Annotated in this window: 17 protein-coding genes; 7 read left to right on the top strand and 10 right to left on the bottom strand. The window is 72.1% G+C overall.

Features of this window, described 5'->3' with window-relative positions; genetic code table 11:
* Window positions 1-5: 5 nt before the first annotated feature.
* Together Aau02nite_RS13150 and Aau02nite_RS13145 are read right to left on the bottom strand one after the other, a co-directional pair.
* Window positions 6-953, bottom strand: coding sequence for a 1-phosphofructokinase family hexose kinase (locus Aau02nite_RS13150; protein ID WP_212988652.1), 948 nt, complete (start codon window positions 951-953; stop codon window positions 6-8).
* Window positions 954-957: 4 nt separating this feature from the next.
* Window positions 958-1,788, bottom strand: coding sequence for an endo alpha-1,4 polygalactosaminidase (locus Aau02nite_RS13145; RefSeq protein ID WP_212988651.1), 831 nt, complete (start codon window positions 1,786-1,788; stop codon window positions 958-960).
* Between the two features lie 252 nt (window positions 1,789-2,040).
* On the opposite strand from Aau02nite_RS13145, the gene Aau02nite_RS13140 reads away from it, so the two are divergent.
* The 3 genes from Aau02nite_RS13140 to Aau02nite_RS13130 are packed head-to-tail and all read left to right on the top strand — an operon-like array spanning window position 2,041 to window position 4,160.
* On the top strand, window positions 2,041-2,940 hold the full coding sequence (locus tag Aau02nite_RS13140) for a carbohydrate kinase family protein (RefSeq protein ID WP_212988650.1): 900 nt from the start codon (window positions 2,041-2,043) through the stop codon (window positions 2,938-2,940).
* 59 nt (window positions 2,941-2,999) lie between these two features.
* A complete protein-coding gene (locus Aau02nite_RS13135; protein WP_212988649.1) occupies window positions 3,000-3,659 on the top strand; it encodes a helix-turn-helix transcriptional regulator in 660 nt (219 codons plus the stop codon).
* A 33-nt stretch (window positions 3,660-3,692) separates the two neighbouring features.
* Window positions 3,693-4,160 (top strand): DUF3291 domain-containing protein, encoded by a 468-nt coding sequence (locus Aau02nite_RS13130; RefSeq protein WP_212988648.1) that lies wholly within the window; start codon window positions 3,693-3,695, stop codon window positions 4,158-4,160.
* A 3-nt stretch (window positions 4,161-4,163) separates the two neighbouring features.
* Here Aau02nite_RS13130 and Aau02nite_RS13125 read toward each other — a convergent pair whose 3' ends face one another.
* The 5 genes from Aau02nite_RS13125 to Aau02nite_RS13105 all read right to left on the bottom strand — a co-directional run bounded on the left by Aau02nite_RS13125 (window position 4,164) and on the right by Aau02nite_RS13105 (window position 9,549).
* Window positions 4,164-5,006, bottom strand: coding sequence for a carbohydrate ABC transporter permease (locus Aau02nite_RS13125; RefSeq protein WP_212988647.1), 843 nt, complete (start codon window positions 5,004-5,006; stop codon window positions 4,164-4,166).
* Window positions 5,006-5,950 (bottom strand): carbohydrate ABC transporter permease, encoded by a 945-nt coding sequence (locus Aau02nite_RS13120; RefSeq protein ID WP_212988646.1) that lies wholly within the window; start codon window positions 5,948-5,950, stop codon window positions 5,006-5,008. The genes Aau02nite_RS13125 and Aau02nite_RS13120 overlap by 1 nt, the downstream gene beginning before the upstream one ends.
* Window positions 5,950-7,269 (bottom strand): ABC transporter substrate-binding protein, encoded by a 1,320-nt coding sequence (locus Aau02nite_RS13115; RefSeq protein WP_212988645.1) that lies wholly within the window; start codon window positions 7,267-7,269, stop codon window positions 5,950-5,952. Before Aau02nite_RS13115 ends, Aau02nite_RS13120 begins: the two co-directional genes overlap by 1 nt.
* A gap of 17 nt (window positions 7,270-7,286) precedes the next feature.
* A complete protein-coding gene (locus tag Aau02nite_RS13110; protein WP_212988644.1) occupies window positions 7,287-8,174 on the bottom strand; it encodes an SIS domain-containing protein in 888 nt (295 codons plus the stop codon).
* Window positions 8,175-8,256: 82 nt separating this feature from the next.
* Complete coding sequence (locus Aau02nite_RS13105) at window positions 8,257-9,549, bottom strand: alpha-glucosidase/alpha-galactosidase (protein ID WP_212988643.1); 1,293 nt, start codon at window positions 9,547-9,549, stop codon at window positions 8,257-8,259.
* Window positions 9,550-9,659: 110 nt separating this feature from the next.
* On the opposite strand from Aau02nite_RS13105, the gene Aau02nite_RS13100 reads away from it, so the two are divergent.
* Both Aau02nite_RS13100 and Aau02nite_RS13095 read left to right on the top strand, forming a co-directional pair.
* A complete protein-coding gene (locus Aau02nite_RS13100) occupies window positions 9,660-10,448 on the top strand; it encodes a DeoR/GlpR family DNA-binding transcription regulator (RefSeq protein ID WP_212988642.1) in 789 nt (262 codons plus the stop codon).
* Window positions 10,449-10,473: 25 nt separating this feature from the next.
* Window positions 10,474-11,604 carry a PQQ-dependent sugar dehydrogenase gene (locus tag Aau02nite_RS13095; protein WP_212988641.1) on the top strand — a complete coding sequence of 377 codons (1,131 nt, stop codon included), beginning with the start codon at window positions 10,474-10,476 and terminating at the stop codon, window positions 11,602-11,604.
* On the opposite strand, the gene Aau02nite_RS13090 is transcribed toward Aau02nite_RS13095, so the two are convergent.
* Window positions 11,580-12,107: a YsnF/AvaK domain-containing protein gene (locus Aau02nite_RS13090; protein ID WP_212988746.1), complete on the bottom strand. Its 528-nt coding sequence runs from the start codon at window positions 12,105-12,107 to the stop codon at window positions 11,580-11,582. The two genes, Aau02nite_RS13095 and Aau02nite_RS13090, sit on opposite strands and share 25 nt — an antisense overlap.
* Before the next feature lie 168 nt (window positions 12,108-12,275).
* On the opposite strand from Aau02nite_RS13090, the gene Aau02nite_RS13085 reads away from it, so the two are divergent.
* Window positions 12,276-12,740 carry a DUF4262 domain-containing protein gene (locus Aau02nite_RS13085; RefSeq protein WP_212988640.1) on the top strand — a complete coding sequence of 155 codons (465 nt, stop codon included), beginning with the start codon at window positions 12,276-12,278 and terminating at the stop codon, window positions 12,738-12,740.
* Here the strand turns inward: Aau02nite_RS13085 and Aau02nite_RS13080 are convergent.
* Complete coding sequence (locus Aau02nite_RS13080; RefSeq protein ID WP_212988639.1) at window positions 12,727-13,971, bottom strand: SGNH/GDSL hydrolase family protein; 1,245 nt, start codon at window positions 13,969-13,971, stop codon at window positions 12,727-12,729. The genes Aau02nite_RS13085 and Aau02nite_RS13080 overlap by 14 nt on opposite strands.
* A 76-nt stretch (window positions 13,972-14,047) precedes the next feature.
* Window positions 14,048-14,389 (bottom strand): ArsR/SmtB family transcription factor, encoded by a 342-nt coding sequence (locus tag Aau02nite_RS13075; RefSeq protein WP_212988638.1) that lies wholly within the window; start codon window positions 14,387-14,389, stop codon window positions 14,048-14,050.
* 60 nt (window positions 14,390-14,449) lie between these two features.
* Between Aau02nite_RS13075 and Aau02nite_RS13070 the strand changes: the two genes are divergently transcribed.
* Window positions 14,450-15,487, top strand: coding sequence for an FAD-dependent oxidoreductase (locus tag Aau02nite_RS13070; protein WP_212988637.1), 1,038 nt, complete (start codon window positions 14,450-14,452; stop codon window positions 15,485-15,487).
* Window positions 15,488-15,633 lie beyond the last annotated feature (146 nt).

Raw genomic sequence — 15,633 nt, 5'->3', positions numbered from 1 at the left:
CTCTCTCAGGCCGCGCTGACCCGCACGGCGGGCCGCAGGCGGCGGTAGGTGTCCTGGTCGATCCGGCCGGCGTGCGGCGCGGCGACGGCCGCGGCGGACAGGGCGATCGCGTCGGCCAGCAGCTGCGGCCAGGGCGTGCGGTCCCGCAGGCCCCGGCTGAGGGCGGCGACGCAGGCGTCGCCCGCACCGGTGGGATTCCCGGCGAGCCGCTCCGGGGGTACGCCGCTCCAGGCGCCCTGCTCGGTCAGGACGAGCAGGCCGAGTGGTCCGCGGGAGACGACGACGGCCCGGGCCCCGTGGTCCAGAGCCACCGTCGCGTCGGCGAGTTCCGGCCCGCTCGGTGCCGGACGGCCGGCGGCCAGAACGGGGCGCGGGGCTTCCAGCAGGGCGGCGAGCTCGGCGGCGTTGGGTTTGGCGAGGTCGGGACCGGCGGCCAGGCCGTGTCGCAGCGCCTCGCCGCTGGTGTCGAGCACCGTGGGCACTCCGGCGGCCGCGGCGAGACGGATCAGGGTGGCGTACCCGTCGATCGGAACGCCCGGCGGGAGGGAACCGCTGAGCGCGACCACCGACGCCCGGCCCAGCAGAGCGCCGAAGTGGCCGGTGAAGGCGGCCCACTCCCCCGGCGTGACCCGGGGACCCGGCTCCCAGAAGCCGGTCGCGTCGTCGTGGTCGGCGACCGCGACCGTGCGCCGGGTCTCGCCCGCGATGGTCACGAACGCGGCCGGCACCCCTTCGCCGGTCAGCAGCCCGGCCACCCGCTCACCGGTCGGGCCGCCCAGCAGTCCGGTCGCCAGCACCGGCTCGCCGAGCGCGTGCAGCACCGTGGCCACGTTCAGCCCCTTGCCGCCGGGCCGCTCGGCGACGGTCGTGACGCGGTGGGTGCCGTGCGGCACCAGGGCGTCGATCTCGTACGTGAGGTCGAGCGCCGGGTTCAGGGTCACCGTGACGATCATCGGTTCAGCAGGCCTGGTAGACGTAGGTGCCGCTGCCGGGTGCGGTGACGTCGAGGTCGCGGCGGACCACCGAGACGCTCGCGCCGACCGCCGTGCACGCCTTCTTGAACGCGGCGGCCGTGTACTCGATGACGATCAGGTTGGCCCCGTAGACCTCGGTGTAGGCGTCGCACTCGTCGTACCGGCCGCACTCCTCGGCGATCGCGAAGTCGAGCCCGGCCGCCTTGCCCTGACCGTCGAGGGTGGTGGTGTTCTTCTGAGCGATGGCGAGCCCGGCGCTGTGCGCGTGCGGGGCGAGCAACCGCAGGTACGCCACCGCCTGGTCCCGGGTGAGCAGGCCCCCGAACCGGTCGTACGTGTCGATGTTGTCCGGCTCCACCGCCTGGAAACCCTTCGCCGCGCACCCGTCGATCCAGCCGTTGACGATGGCCGCCAGGGCCGTGCGCTTGGCCGGGGTGCGGATGTCGAGCACCATCTCGTCCCAGGCGCCGTCGATGACGTACCGGCCCTGGGCGTCGCGCAGCAGCAGGTCGTCGTGGTGCTGCTGCCACCAGGTGGCCTCCTGCGGCTGCACCTGGAAGGCGTTGACGTAGCAGATGTTGTAGAGGCCGGCCGCCGGCGCGGCCTCGCGGTCGCGGCTGACCACACGCACCGCGGCGGGCGGGGTGTAGACCTGGCCGATCTGGTAGTCGAACGCGGCGTTGACCGGCGGCAGCGTGTACGCCGCGGCGACCCGGGCGGTGGTGCCCGCGTCGGCGTGCAGGGTGAACCCGGCGGCGGCGGCGAGGGCAGCCACGCCGGCGGCGATCCAGCAGCGAACGGTACGGGTGACCACGACGGAGACTCCCGGGATGCTCAGGGATCTGCCCCGCCTCGGGTGCGGTGCCCGCCACCCTGGCGCAGGAGATGCCGGGCTGGCTACCGGCTGGGCTCGATCGTTGTCAGCGATTCAACTGATCGAACGCACAGGTGTCAATAGTCGTTTGTGCGCGTATGGTGCTGTCGAGCCGCTCCCGCCGGGCGGAAAAGGGTAAACGCGCAATTCAGATTGTTCATTTGGACAGTGTTGAGGACAGCGGAGGACTTCATGGACGTGCTCGTGGTGGGCGACGCCAACCCGGACCTGGTGCTGCGCGGCGACGTGCGTCCCCGCTTCGGCCAGGCCGAGCAGTTGCTGACCGGAGCGGACCTGGTCCTCGGCGGCTCCGCGGCGATCACCGCCGCCGGCTGCGCCCGACTGGGCCTGACGACGGCGCTGCTCACCGCGATCGGCGACGACGTGTTCGGCGACATCACCCGCGAGCGGCTCACCGAGCGGGGCGTGACGCTGATCCAGCCGCGGACGGCGACCGGCCGGCCGACCGGGCTGAGCGTGATCCTCACCCCGCCCGGGGACGACCGGGCGATCCTCACCCTGCCCGGCACGATCCCCACCCTGCTGCCGGAGGACGTCACCGACGAGCACCTGGCCGCCACCCGGCACCTGCACGTGGCGTCGCTCTACCTGCAGCCCCAGCTGGCGGCCGGGCTGGCCGGGGTGTTCGAGCGGGCCCGGGCCCGCGGCGTGGGCACGTCGCTGGACACCAACTGGGACCCCGCCGAGAAGTGGGAGTCGTTCGCCGACATCCTGGCGCACACCGACGTGTTCCTGCCCAACGCCAACGAGCTGCGCGCGGTCACCGGCGAGCCGGACGTCGAGGTGGCCGCGGCCGGCCTGGTCGCGGCGGGCACGACCGTGGTGATGAAGAACGGCGCGGCGGGGGCCCGGGCGTGGTGGCCGGGCGGCGAGGCCGGCGCGCCGGGCCGGGCGGTCGAGGTGGTGGACACGACCGGGGCGGGCGACAGCTTCAACGCCGGTTTCCTGGCCGGGCGGCTCGCCGGGCTGCCGGTGATCGAGGCGATCCGGTGGGCGGCCGCGGCCGGTTCGCTGAGCACCCGGGCCGCCGGCGGCACCGCCGCCCAGGCCACCCGGGACGAGCTGGACTGACCCGGCCGCGGCCGGCGCCGGCGTCTTAAATCAACGGTGGTTGGCAATACGATGGCGGGATGACGGCCCCCGATGAACTCGATTCCGGCCTGGCGGCGCTGGGCGCGCTGACCGACGGCGTGCGCCGCGCGGCCTACCGGGCGGTCCTGGCCGCCGGGACCGGCCCGGTCGGCCGCGACGAGGTGGCCGAGGCACTCGGCGTCGGCCGCACCCTGGCCGCGTTCCACCTGGACAAGCTGGTCGGCGCCGGGCTGCTGGAGGTCTCCTACGCCCGGCGCAGCGGCCGCGCCGGGCCCGGCGCGGGCCGCCCGGCCAAGCTCTACCGCGCGTCGGCCGCCGAGCACGCGGTGAGCGTGCCGCCGCGCGACTACCGGACGGCGGCCGAGCTGCTGGCCGAGTCCGTGGAGCGCAGCGGGGCCGACACCGCGCTCTTCGACGTGGCCCGCGAGCACGGCCGCCGTACGCCACCCGGGACGGACGTCCGCGAGTTGCTGGCCGCGCACGGCTACCTGCCGGTGGAGACGCCGGCCGGGATCCAGCTGACCAACTGCCCGTTCCACCGGCTGGCCGAGCAGTTCCCGCCGCTGATCTGCGGCATGAACCTGGCCATGGTCAACGGACTGCTGGAGGGGGCCGGCGCGGCGGCGGGCTGGCACGCCCGGATGGATGCCGCGCCCGGCCGCTGCTGCGTCGTGGTGTCTAAAAACAAATCTGATTGACATTAGAGAGCGGGGTCTGCTGTGCTGCTGGGCATGACGAGCGCATTCCACCTGGCCCAGTTCAACGTCGCCCGCCTCCGCGCCCCGCTCACCGACCCGTCCATCGCGGAGTTCGTGGCCGGGCTGGACATCATCAACGCCCTGGCCGACGCGGCCCCCGGCTTCGTCTGGCGCCTGGCCGAGGGCCCGGACGGCGACGCCACCACCGTGCGGCCCCTGGCGGAGGACATCATCGTCACGATGTCGGTGTGGGACTCCGTCGAGTCGCTGCGCGCGTTCTCGTACCAGAGCGCCCACCTCGACTACCTGCGCCGCCGCCGTGACTGGTTCCTGCCGCACGACCTGCCGGCCTCGCTGGTCCTGTGGTGGGTCCCGACCGGCCACCTCCCCACCGTCGAGGAGGCGTGCGAGCGCCTCGACCTGGTCGCCGCCGGCCCGTCACCGGAGGCGTTCACGTTCCGGCGGACGTTCCCGGCCCCGGAGCTCACCACCCGGCGCTGAGGACTACCCCTTGAGTCCGCTGAACGTCATGGTGGCGATGAACCGCTTCTGGGCCACCAGGAAGGCGATGATCAGCGGCATCGTGGCGATCACGTTGCCGGCCATCAACTGCGACCATTCCGTACGCCGGGTGCCCTGGAAGCTGGCCAGCCCGACCTGCAGCGTGAACCTGTTGTCGTCACTGATCGCCACCAGCGGCCAGAGCAGGTCGTTCCAGCTCGACAGCAGGGTGAAGACGGCCAGCGTGGCCAGCGCCGGACGGGCCAGCGGCAGCACCACGCTGATGAACGTGCGCAGCGTGCTGCAGCCGTCGAGGCGGGCCGCCTCCTCCAGCTCGACCGGCAGCGACAGGAAGAACTGCCGCATCAGGAAGATGCCGAACGCCGACGCCAGCCACGGCACGAACGCGGCGGCCAGGGTGTCGACGATGCCGGCCCGGGCGAACATCAGGTACGTCGGGATCATCAGCAGCTGCATCGGGATCATCACCGTGGCGACGACGGCGAGGAAGGCCAGACCCCGCCCGGCGAACTTGAGGCGGGCGAAGCCGTAGCCCGCCAGCGAGCACAGGATCAGGTGCGAGACGACCGCGATCGCCGAGACCAGCACGGTGTTGGCGAACCAGCGCACGATGTGCGACTCGCTCAGCAGCGCCCGGTACCCGTCGAGGTGCAGGCTGGCCGGGATGAACTTGGGCGGGAACTGGTTGATCTCCTGCGTGGTCATGAACGAGGTCAGCACCATCTGGACCAGCGGCAGGACGAAGATCAAGGCCAGCGGCATGAGCAGCAGGTGCCAGGGGTTGAACGGCAGGCGGCGCCGCCGGAGGGAAACCGGGTTCGACATCAGAAGGCCCCCGATCCGGAACGGCGGTTGTACCAGATGACGACGACGGTCAGCAGCATCGTCACGGCGAAGAGCAGGTAGGCCACGGCGGCGCCGTACCCCAGTCTCTGGGTCTGGAAGGCCAGCTCGTAGATGTAGTAGACGACGGTCTGGGTGCTGTTCATCGGGCCGCCGCGGGTGGTGGTGTAGATGAGGTCGAACAACTGCATCGCCGTGATGGTCTGCCAGATCGCGGTGAAGACGGTGACCGGGCGCAGCTCCGGCAGCGTGATGTGGCGGAAGACGCGCCACTTGCCCGCGCCGTCCACCGTGGCCGCCTCGACCAGTTCCTTGGGGATGTCCTGCAGGGCGGCGAGGTAGATGACCGCGCAGAAGCCGACCTCGCCCCAGAGCGCGATCAGGCAGATGACGATCAGCGCCTGGCCCGGGCTCTCCAGGAACTGCTGGGCCGGCAGTCCCAGCCGGCGCAGCGCCTCGTTGGCCGCGCCGAACTGCGGGTTGAACACGAAGCTGGCCAGGATGCCGGTCGCCGCCGCCGACGCCACGTACGGCACGAAGATGCAGGTGCGGTAGAAGCCGATGAGCCGGATCTTCTGGTTCAGCGCCACCGCGATCAGGATGCCGAGCAGGATCGAGGCCGGCACGAACAGCACCGTGAGCACCAGCGTGTGCTGGGCCGCCGCGATCGCGTCCGGGTCGGTCGCGATCCGCTGGTAGTTGCGCCAGCCGACGTCGGTGGCCGGCGCGATCCCGTTCCACTTGGTCCGCGAGATGAAGAACGCCCAGACCGCGGGGAAGATCGACAGGCCGACCACCAGCAGGGTCGCCGGCCCGGCGAACCCCCACCCGGTGAGCGAGCGGCGGGCCGCCCGGCCGCGCGACGAGCGCGGCCGGGGTGTCTCGGGGCTGCGCGTACGCGGCGTCGCGGCGAACGTGAGCGCCATCAGTTCTCCAGGGCGTCGGCCGACTTGCGGGCCGCCTCGTCGAGGGCCTCCTTCGGCGAGGCCGCACCCTGCAGCACCTTGGCGATACCGTCGCCGACGTTGCGTGACATCACTTCGTAGCCGGCGACCGTCGGCCGGGCCTGCTTCGCGTTGGCCAGGTTGTCGAAGAACTTCTGCCCACCCGGGTACTCCTTGACGTAGGCCGCGAACTCGGGCGTGCTCTCCTCGGACGACCGCAGCGGGAGGTTACCGACCGCGAGGTTCCACTTGGCGTCGATCTGCGCGCTGGTCAGCCATTTGATGAAGTCGCGCGACGCGCCGGCACGGTTGGCGTCCTCATGGTCGAAGAGCACCCACAGGTCGGGACCGGAGACGGTCTGGTGATCACCGTTGACGCCGGGCAGCGCGGTCACGCCGTAGTCCAGCTTGGCGTCCTTGATGTCCAGCAGCGCCCACGGTCCGGACAGGATCATCCCGACGTGCCCGCTGTTGAACAGCGGGCCGTACTTCTCGTCGGTCTGGTCCAGGTACATCGACTTGTCGTCGACGGCCATCACGCGCAGCGTCTCCAGGGCCTTGACGCCGGCCTCGGAGTTGAAGGCCGGCTTGGTGCCCTCCAGGATCTTGCCGCCGTTCTGCCAGAGCAGCGGCCACAGGTGCCAGGTGGTGTCCTCGCTGCCGGAGACCGAGTACGCGGTGCCGTAGGTGCCGGTCGCCGGGTCGGTCAGCTTCCTGGCCGCCTCGCGGAACTGCTCCCAGGTCCAGTCGTCGGTCGGGTAGGCCAGCCCGGCGGCGTCGAAAAGCTTCTTGTTGTAGATCAGGGCCAGGTTGTCGACCAGCGCCGGGACGCCGATCACCTTGCCGTTCGAGGTGGCCACCGTCCGGGCCGCCGCCGGCATCTCGGTCCAGGCGAAGGACGGGTCGGCGACGAAGCCGGTCAGGTCCTGGGTCTTGCCGCTGGCGGCCAGGTCGCCGGCCCAGTTGCCGAACGCGTACGAGATGTCGGGGTAGCTGCCGCCCGCGAAACCGGCGGAGAGCTTGGTCAGCAGGTCGTCCGTGGTGGGCGCACCCGGCGAGGTCTTGATCGTGACGTTGGGGTGGGCCGCGTGGTAGTCGGCGGCCAGGCCCTCGGCGACCTTCTGGGCCTCCGAGGTCTGCCCGGTCCACCAGGTGAGGGTCACGGTGGCTGCGGGGTCGTACCCAGCCGCAGCGTCCTTGCCGTCGTCGCTCTCGCCGCCCGTGCAGGCCGCGGTCAGGAGCAGGGCCGCGCTTGCGGCGGCCAGCAGCCGGGTCCGCCGGCCGCGCCGAATGGAGGTCATCGCTGTACCTACTTTCGTCAAACCGCGTCGGTGAGGACCACGGATCTGGTGAGCAGCCGGGGGCGGTCGGGGTCCAGGCCGCGGTGCGCGGCCAGGGCCAGGGCGAAACGCTGGGCGAGGACGAGCTGGGCGAGCGGGTCGCGGTCGTCGCGGTAGGTGGTGGCTCCGGCCGCACGGCCGGCCTCGTCGAGCGCGAGCGGCACGTCGCCGAACGAGAAGACGAGGCTGCGGGCCCCGGCCACGGCGACCGGCCCGTGCCGGAAGTCCATCGCCGGGTACGACTCCGAGTAGGCCTGGGCCGCCTCGCGGACCTTCAGCGCCGCCTCGTGAGCGAGCCCGACGGTCCAGCCGGTGCCGAGGAAGACCAGGTGGTCGATGGCGGCCGGGTCGGCCGGCAGCGGCGCCTCGAGGGCGGCGGTACCGTCCGCGACCAGGTGGCTCAGGTCCGCCCCGAACGCGGCGCGGGCCAGGGCCAGCACCGTGGTCGGGAAGCGGGTCTGCACCACGCTGCGCTCGTCGGCGAAGTCGAGCAGCAGCCGGGTCTCGGCCAGCGTGTCGACCGGCTCACCGGCGACGGCGGTGACCGCCACCCGGTGAGTGCCCTGCGGCACCTGGCGCAGCGCGTCGAGCACCTCGGTGGAGGTGCCCGAGCGGGTGATCGCCACGACGCGGTCGTAGCGGCGCCGGGGCACGTACTCGGAGGCGCACACCGCGTCGGTCTCGCCGAGACCCGCGCTCTCCCGCAACTCGGCGATGCTCTGGGCGACGAACCACGAGGTGCCGCAGCCCAGGATCAGCATCCGCTGCCCCGGCACGGCGAGCTCGCGGCGAGCCTGGGCGGTCAGGCCGAGGCCCTGTTCCCAGACGGCGGGCTGGCTGGCGATTTCCTCCGACGTGTCGTTCATGGTCGAGGATTATGCTCGTTTGTTTTCGCTTCACAAGCTTTTGCGTCCAAACGAGCATTCCACGCTGCGCGTCTTGGAGCGGCTACCGCAACGATCCGGGGATCAGGTCACCGTGGGCGGCGGTCAGCTCGTCACACAATGCCCAGATCTGTTCCACCGCCAGGGTGGCCGCGGTGTTCGGGTCGACCATCGCCGCCTGCCGCACCATGCGCTTGTCGCCGGTGACCGCCGCCTGCACCGTCAGCTGACCCACGTTCACGAACCCGCGGTTCAGCGCGGCGCACTGCGGGGGCAGCGCACCGACCCGTTCCGGGCGTACGCCCAGAGCATCGACCACGCACGGCACCTCGACGGCGTAGTCCTCGGGCAGGTTGCTGATCAGCCCGCGGTTGGCGACGTTGCCGTGGATGCGGCGCAGGGTCCCGGTGACCATGCTGTGGATGACCTGGGGGGCGTACTCGGTGGCGTCGCGGCTGACGTCCAGGGGCTCGCCGGCCAGCACCGACTTGCGCACGGTGTGGTACTCGGCCACGTTGTCGGCGCTGATCCGCAGGTAGTCGCCGACCGGGATGCGCAGCCGCTCGATCTCCGCGTCGTCGTGCAGGTACCAGGGCAGGTACTCCGCGGAGTGCTCGCTGGTCTCGGTCGGGAAGTAGCCCAGCCGGGAGTACATGTCCATCCGGACCCGGCGGCGCAACCCGGGCTCCCGGGCGAGCAGCTCGTCGAGCTGCGGATACAGGCTCTGGCCGCGATGCTCGAAGCGCAGCAGCCACGCCTGGTGGTTCACTCCGGCTCCGGTGTAGTCGACTTCCTGGTACGGGACGCCGAGCAGCTCGCTCAGGTCGCGCACGGTCCAGTAGACCGAGTGGCACAGGCCGACGGTCTTGAGCTCCGGGGCGACGGCCGCGAGGTAGCCGACGTTCATCGCCATCGGGTTGGTGTAGTTGAGCAGCCAGGCATCCGGGCACAGCTCACGCATGTCCCGGGCGATGCCCTCGAGCACCGGGAAGGTGCGCAGCGCGCGGAAGATGCCGCCGACGCCGAGGGTGTCGCCGATGGTCTGGCGCAGCCCGTACTTCGCCGGGATCTCGAAGTCGCGCACGGTGGCGGCGTGCATGCCGACCTGGACGGCGTTGATGACGAAGTCGGCACCGTCCAGCACGGCCCGGCGGTCCAGGCTCGTGGTGATGACGGGCCGGGCGCCGAGCTGCTCGGCCGTACGCCGGGCGATCGCCTCGGCGGTCTCCAGGCGCTCGGCGTCGATGTCGTGCAGGGCGAGGGTCACCCCGCGCAGCTCGTCGAAGGAGAGGATGTCCGCGAGCAGCTCACGGGTGAACACGACGCTGCCCGCGCCGAGGAAAGCGATCACTGTCATGGCGGGATTGTTGGCGGTTACGCCCCAAGCGCGCAAGGAAATCTGGTGTTTCGCTTGGAAACGAACTACAGTGACTGCGCGTTTGATCAATCCATACCTGATGAGGGCCCATGCCACAGAGTTCGCTGCGCCGCGCCGACCGGGTGTCGGCCATCCTCGAGCGGGTGGCCAGCCACGGCTCCGTCGACGCCGGGCACCTGGCCGACGAGTTCCGCGTCTCCCCCGCGACGATCCGCCGCGACCTGCAGGTCCTGGAGGACCAGCGGCTGCTGTCGCGCACCCACGGCGGCGCCGTCGCGGTCGACGTCGCGTACGAGCTGCCGGTGCGCTACCGGGTGGGCCAGCACCGCGAGGAGAAGGCTCTGGTGGCCCAGAAGGTGGCGGCGCTGCTGCCGAAGGGCCCGCTGACCCTGGGCCTGACCGGCGGCACGACCACCCACCTGCTGGCCCGGCTGCTGGCCGAGCGCGTCGACCTGACCGTGGTCACGAACGCGCTGAACATCGCGGCCGAGCTGGCTCTGCGTCCCCGGCTCAAGCTGATCATGACCGGCGGCGTGTCCCGCACCCAGTCCTACGAGCTGGTCGGGCCGATCGCCGACCAGGCCCTGGCCGGCCTGAACATGGCGGTGGCGGTGGTCGGGGTGGACGGCATCAGCGCCCGCGGCGGCCTGACGACCCACGACGAGATCGAGGCGAACACCAACGCGGTGATGATCAGGCGGGCCGACCGGGTCATCGTGGTGGCGGACGGCTCCAAGGTGGGCAAGGTCTGCCTGGCCGGCATCTGCGCCATCACCGACGTGGCGACCCTGGTCACCGACACGAGCGCGGATCCGGCGGGCATCGAGGCCATCCGCCGGGCCGGCACCGAGGTGATCGTGGCCAGCGCCCCGGACTGAGCCGGGCGCGAAGGAGTAGATTGACATGCTTCAATTGCCATCGCTGGAGGTTGAAGTCATGCGCCGCAAGCTCGCCCTGGTCAGCACCCTGATACTCGGTGTCGGCACGATCGCCGTCACGCAGGCCGCCGAAGCACACTCGCAGGCTCGCCCGGACGTCCTGCTCGCCCCCGACCTCGCCGACCCCGAGGTCGTCGCGACAGGTCTCACGGTGCCCTGGGGCCTGGGCTTCCTGCCGGACGGCAGCGCCCTGGTCGCGGAGCGCAACAGCGCCCGCATCCTGCAACTGCGCCCGGGCAGCGCACCGGCGGTCGTCGCCACGGTCAGCGGGGTCGCCGCGGCCGGTGAGGCCGGTCTGCTCGGCCTGGCCGTGTCGCCGACGTACGCCGAGGACGGCTTCGTCTACGTCTACTTCACCTCGGCCTCGGACAACCGCATCGCGCGCCTGCGGCTGGACGCGCCGCAGGACCAGGAAGTGATCCTCAGCGGGCTGGCCAAGGCCAACATCCACGACGGCGGCCGGATCGCGTTCGGGCCCGACGGCATGCTGTACGCGGGCGTCGGCGACGCCGGCACCACCGCCAGCGCGCAGAACCAACAGAGCCTCAACGGCAAGATCCTGCGGATGCGACCCGACGGCGGTGTGCCCGCCGAGGGCAACCCGTTCCCCGGCTCGCTCGTCTACAGCCTGGGTCACCGCAACGTGCAGGGCCTCGCCTGGGACGCCCAGGGCCGCCTGTACGCCTCGGAGTTCGGCCAGAACACCTGGGACGAGGTCAACCAGATCGTGTCCGGCGCCAACTACGGCTGGCCCACCGTCGAGGGCCGCAGCTCGGACACCCGCTTCCGGAACCCGATCGTCGTCTGGACCACCGCCGAGGCCTCACCCAGCGGCGCCACGATCGACGACGGCACCCTCTACGTCGCCGCGCTGCGCGGTCAGCGGCTCTGGTCGGTCCCGCTGGACGGCAACGGCGGCGCCGGCACCCCGACCGCGTTGCTGCAGGGCCAGTACGGCCGCCTGCGGACCGCCGAACGGGCACCCGACGGCTCGCTGTGGATCACCACCAGCAACCGCGACGGCCGGGGCTCCCCGGCGGCCACCGACGACCGGGTGATCCGCTTCCCGGCTCAGTCCACGGTCGCCGGCGGCTGACCCGGCACCTGGACCTCGATCCGTTCCTTGCGCACCTCGCCCGAGACGGTCTGCTGGTCGGTGTGGACCACCTTGCGCAGGCGGACCCGCTCGACCGGCACGATCTCGGTGGTGACGACCGGGCGCTCCTCGTGCAGGGTGACCTCGAAGATGGTGCCGCCGTCGGGCGTCAGGAAGTCCTCGTCGGTGCCGAACACGTCCGGGTCCGCCACCAGGGACTGCGCGTGGGCCGGGACGGGCTCGCGCTCCAGGCGCAGCTCCTCGCGGCGGATCGTGACGGTGATCTGCACGTCCTCGGTGACCACGTGCTTGCGCAGCCGGGCCCGCCCGATCTCCACGACGTCGGCCCCGACGACCAGCCGCTCCTCCGAGCGGGTCATCGCCCCGTCGTCCAGGGTGGCGATCAGCTCATCGCGGGACAGGTCCGCGGCGCCGAGCACGCCGGCCCCGCGGGCCCGTTCCCGGAGCTGGTCGTCGCTCATCGTGTCCAAGTGGGTAGCCACAGTGCCTCCATGAGCGTCGTCTGCCCGCGACCTCCGGCACCGCGGTGCCGCTGAACTGCCCGCACGTTTACGGCATAAACGCACGGGACGCTCCCGCACCCGAACGGGTCGGTAATCTCTTCGTCGTCCGGGTACGCCGCAGGCGACGCACATGGAAGGCGGTTGGCGATGACGGCCGGACCACCCGACGCCTCGCTGCGCGCGATCGCCGCGGCCATCGAGCAGGCCGGGGTCTACCTGCAGTTCGAGCCGCAGCCGACGGCCCTGGAGACGTGCTGGTACACGGTCGGCCTGACCGGCCACGGCCATCCCGAGCTGATCCTGTTCGGGCTGCCGCCGGACCTCACGCGCCCGGCTCTGCGCGCCCTGGCCGCCGATCTCATCGCCGGGCGCCGGACGGTCGACGCGGGCCGCGAGGCCGACGACGTGCTGGAGGGGCACCCGGTCACGTTCGTCGCGGTGACCGAGCCGGAGCGGCACCTACCGGTCGCCGCGCAGTTCTACGCCGGCCGGACGGTGCGGGCGCTGCAGATCGTGTGGCCGGACCGGTACCACCGGTGGCCGTGGCAGGCCGGCACGCGGGTGCACGACATGCCGGTGCTGGGCGAGCACGCCCGCCTCACCGAACGGTGATCTGCCCGTCCGGGGAGCGCGTGCAGGTCACCGTGCGGGCGGTGGCCGCGGCCGCACCGGTCAGGCAGTGGCCCAGGACGGCGTGGCCGTTCGCGTTGGGATGCCAGGACTCCTGACAGGTCTGGAAGTAGGTGACGCAGGAGCTGGCGATGCGTTGCACGGCGATCTTGTCGTACCCCGCGAGGTCGGTCAGGAAGACCCCGGTCGGGCCGTCCTGCAGCCGGATCGGGGTGGCCAGGGCGGCGGCCGGGTCGGCGCCGGACTCGCACAGCCGCGCGCCGTCGAACGCCCGCTGCACGTTCAGGTGAACCAGGTCGGCCGCGGGGAACTCGGCGGACATGTCGGCGTGCACGGCCGACACCAGGCTGCCCAGCGCCGCGGAGAAGGCGTGCCCGGCGGGCAGGCTGGCGCGGTGCACAGGACAGCCGGCCCGGTACCGTTCCGCCCCCAGCGCGCGGAACTTGTCCCGGTCGTCGGCGCGGTCGTCCTCGGTGTACAGGGCCGGGACGACGTCCGTGGGCAGCGGGTTGGTGTAGTCCTGGAAGACGACCCGGTGCCGGCCGTCGGCGTCGACCGCGTCCAGGGTCGTCAGCAGCTCCCGTACCGCCGCCTTGGTCTCCGCCACCGCGGCGGTGACCTGCGCTGCCGTGGCCAGATCGTCGGCCGTGCACGGCTCCTGCTCGACCGGGCCGTTGATGTACGCCCACAACTCCCACCAGCCCGTCCACGCGTCGGCGATGAACCGGTTGGCGCACTCGGAGGCGGCGTCGCCGAAGGTGAACCGGCTGTTGTTGGAGCCGAGCCCGATCAGGACCAGATCGATGTCGTACGCGCCCGCGACCGCCCGCAACTGGTCGAGCTGCGCCGCCACGGCGCGTCCGCGCGGCCGGTCCTGTGACGGCTGGGCGAGGTCCTGTGGCTGAGCGCCCGAGCAGGCCAGGTTGATCCGGGCCTGGATGCCGGCGAGGTCGGCCCGGTGCAGCGACGCCCGGGCGGAACGGTGGCAGAAGTAGGCGTCGGTGTTGGGCGCGGACCATCCCGGGAACCCGCGACTGGCGCCGTTGACGTCCACCACCGGCTCGTACGCGCCGGCGCCCTCCCCGCTGATGAAGCTGTCGCCCAGCGCGACCGCCGCCGTCGGCAACGCGGCCGAAGCGGGTGCGGGGATCGCGGCGAGCGCCGCGACGAGCAGGAGTCCGGATGCGAGGGCCCAGATACGGCGCGGGGACACGTCGGCCTCCGAAGGGGTCGGCGGAACGCGAGGAATACTCCGGTCCGCCGATCTGACCACGCAGCCGCGCGGGGCGTCAACGGGGCGGGCCGGTTTCCCCGGTCGGTGCGAGGGAGGCGGGCGGGCAGCACACCGTCAGGTACGCCTGGAGCTGCTGCAGCCGTACCCCCATGGCCTCGGGATCGACCCGGTAGCGGACCAGCTTGCCGTCGCGGCGCGAGGTCACCAGACCGCCGCGGCGCAGCAGCGCCAGTTGCTCGGAAGTCGTCGACTGGCTCAGCCCGGAGCGGGTGGCGATCTCCCCCACCGTGAGCTCGGCATCGCCGGCGAACAGCAGCAGCATCTGCTGGCGGGTCTCGCTGGCCAGGGCCTTCAGGAAGCCCTGGGTCGCCTCGTCCAGCGCCTGTGTCGTGGTCATCACGTCCAGTCTCCCACGCATTCATTTCGTCATTCAACGATATGACGATACTTTTGGAGCATGACAGACACGGACGTAGCCATCATCGGTGGCGGCCAGGCCGGGCTGGCCGCCGCGCACGTCGCCACGGCGCGCGGCCTGCGAGCGGTCGTGCTCGACGCGGCGGACCAGCCGGGCGGCTCCTGGCAGCACTACTACGACAGCCTCACGCTGTTCTCCCCCGCCCGCCATTCCGCCCTGCCGGGCCTGCCGTTCCCCGGCGACCCCGACCACTACCCGGCCCGCGACGAGGTGATCGCCTACCTCGGCGCCTACACCGCCCGCCTGGACACACCGGTCGAGTTCGGGCGCCGGGTCACCTCGGTGACCACGGCCGGCGGCCACTTCGCCGTCGGCACGGACCGCGGCCCGGCCGTGACGGCCCGAGCCGTCGTCGCGGCCACCGGCGAATTCGGCCGGCCGTACCGGCCCGCCCTGCCGGGCCTGGACACCTTCACCGGTACGGTCCTGCACTCGAGCGAGTACCGCCGGCCGGAACCCTTCACCGGTCACCGCGTCGTCGTGGTCGGTGCCGGCAACTCGGCGGTGCAGATCGCCGCCGAGCTCGCCACCGTCGCCCGCGTCACCATCGCCACCCGCGCCCCGCTGCGCTGGCAGTCCCAGCGGATCCTCGGCCGCGACTTCCACTGGTGGCTGGCCACCACCGGCCTCGACACCGCGGGCTGGGCGCCCGGCCTGATCGGCCGCCTGATCCCGGTCATCGACGACGGCCGCTACCGCGCCGCGATCCGTGCCGGCCGCCCCGACCGGCGGCCCCTGTTCACCCGCCTCGACCAGGATGTCGCCCACTGGCCCGGACACCCCGCCGAGCACATCGACACGGTCATCCTGGCCACCGGCTACCGCCCCGACCTCGGCTATCTCCGGCCCGCCGCCGCGCTCACCGCCGGCGGAAGGCCCCTGCACCGGGGCGGGGTGTCCACGGTGGTGCCGGGGCTGGGTTATGTGGGCCTGGAGAAGCAGCGCAGCTTCGCCTCCGCGACCCTGCGCGGAGTCGGCCGCGACGCCGCGTACGTGCTCGACCGGCTGCATCCCTGAGCCGTACGAGTGATTCTCGCGGCGTTGGCCGGCGCAGGCGGTGGCGGTGGCGGTGACGCAGGCGCTGGTGGCGGACCTGGTGCGCGTCCTCGGTTCCGAGCATCCCGAGACCGTGGCCGCGCACCGGGCCATCACCGATTCGACTG

The organism is Actinoplanes auranticolor, assembly GCF_018332655.1.
Classification (GTDB): domain Bacteria; phylum Actinomycetota; class Actinomycetes; order Mycobacteriales; family Micromonosporaceae; genus Actinoplanes; species Actinoplanes auranticolor.
The sequence above is the reverse complement of the archived record's forward strand: the minus strand, read 5'-3'. Positions and strand labels throughout refer to the sequence as shown.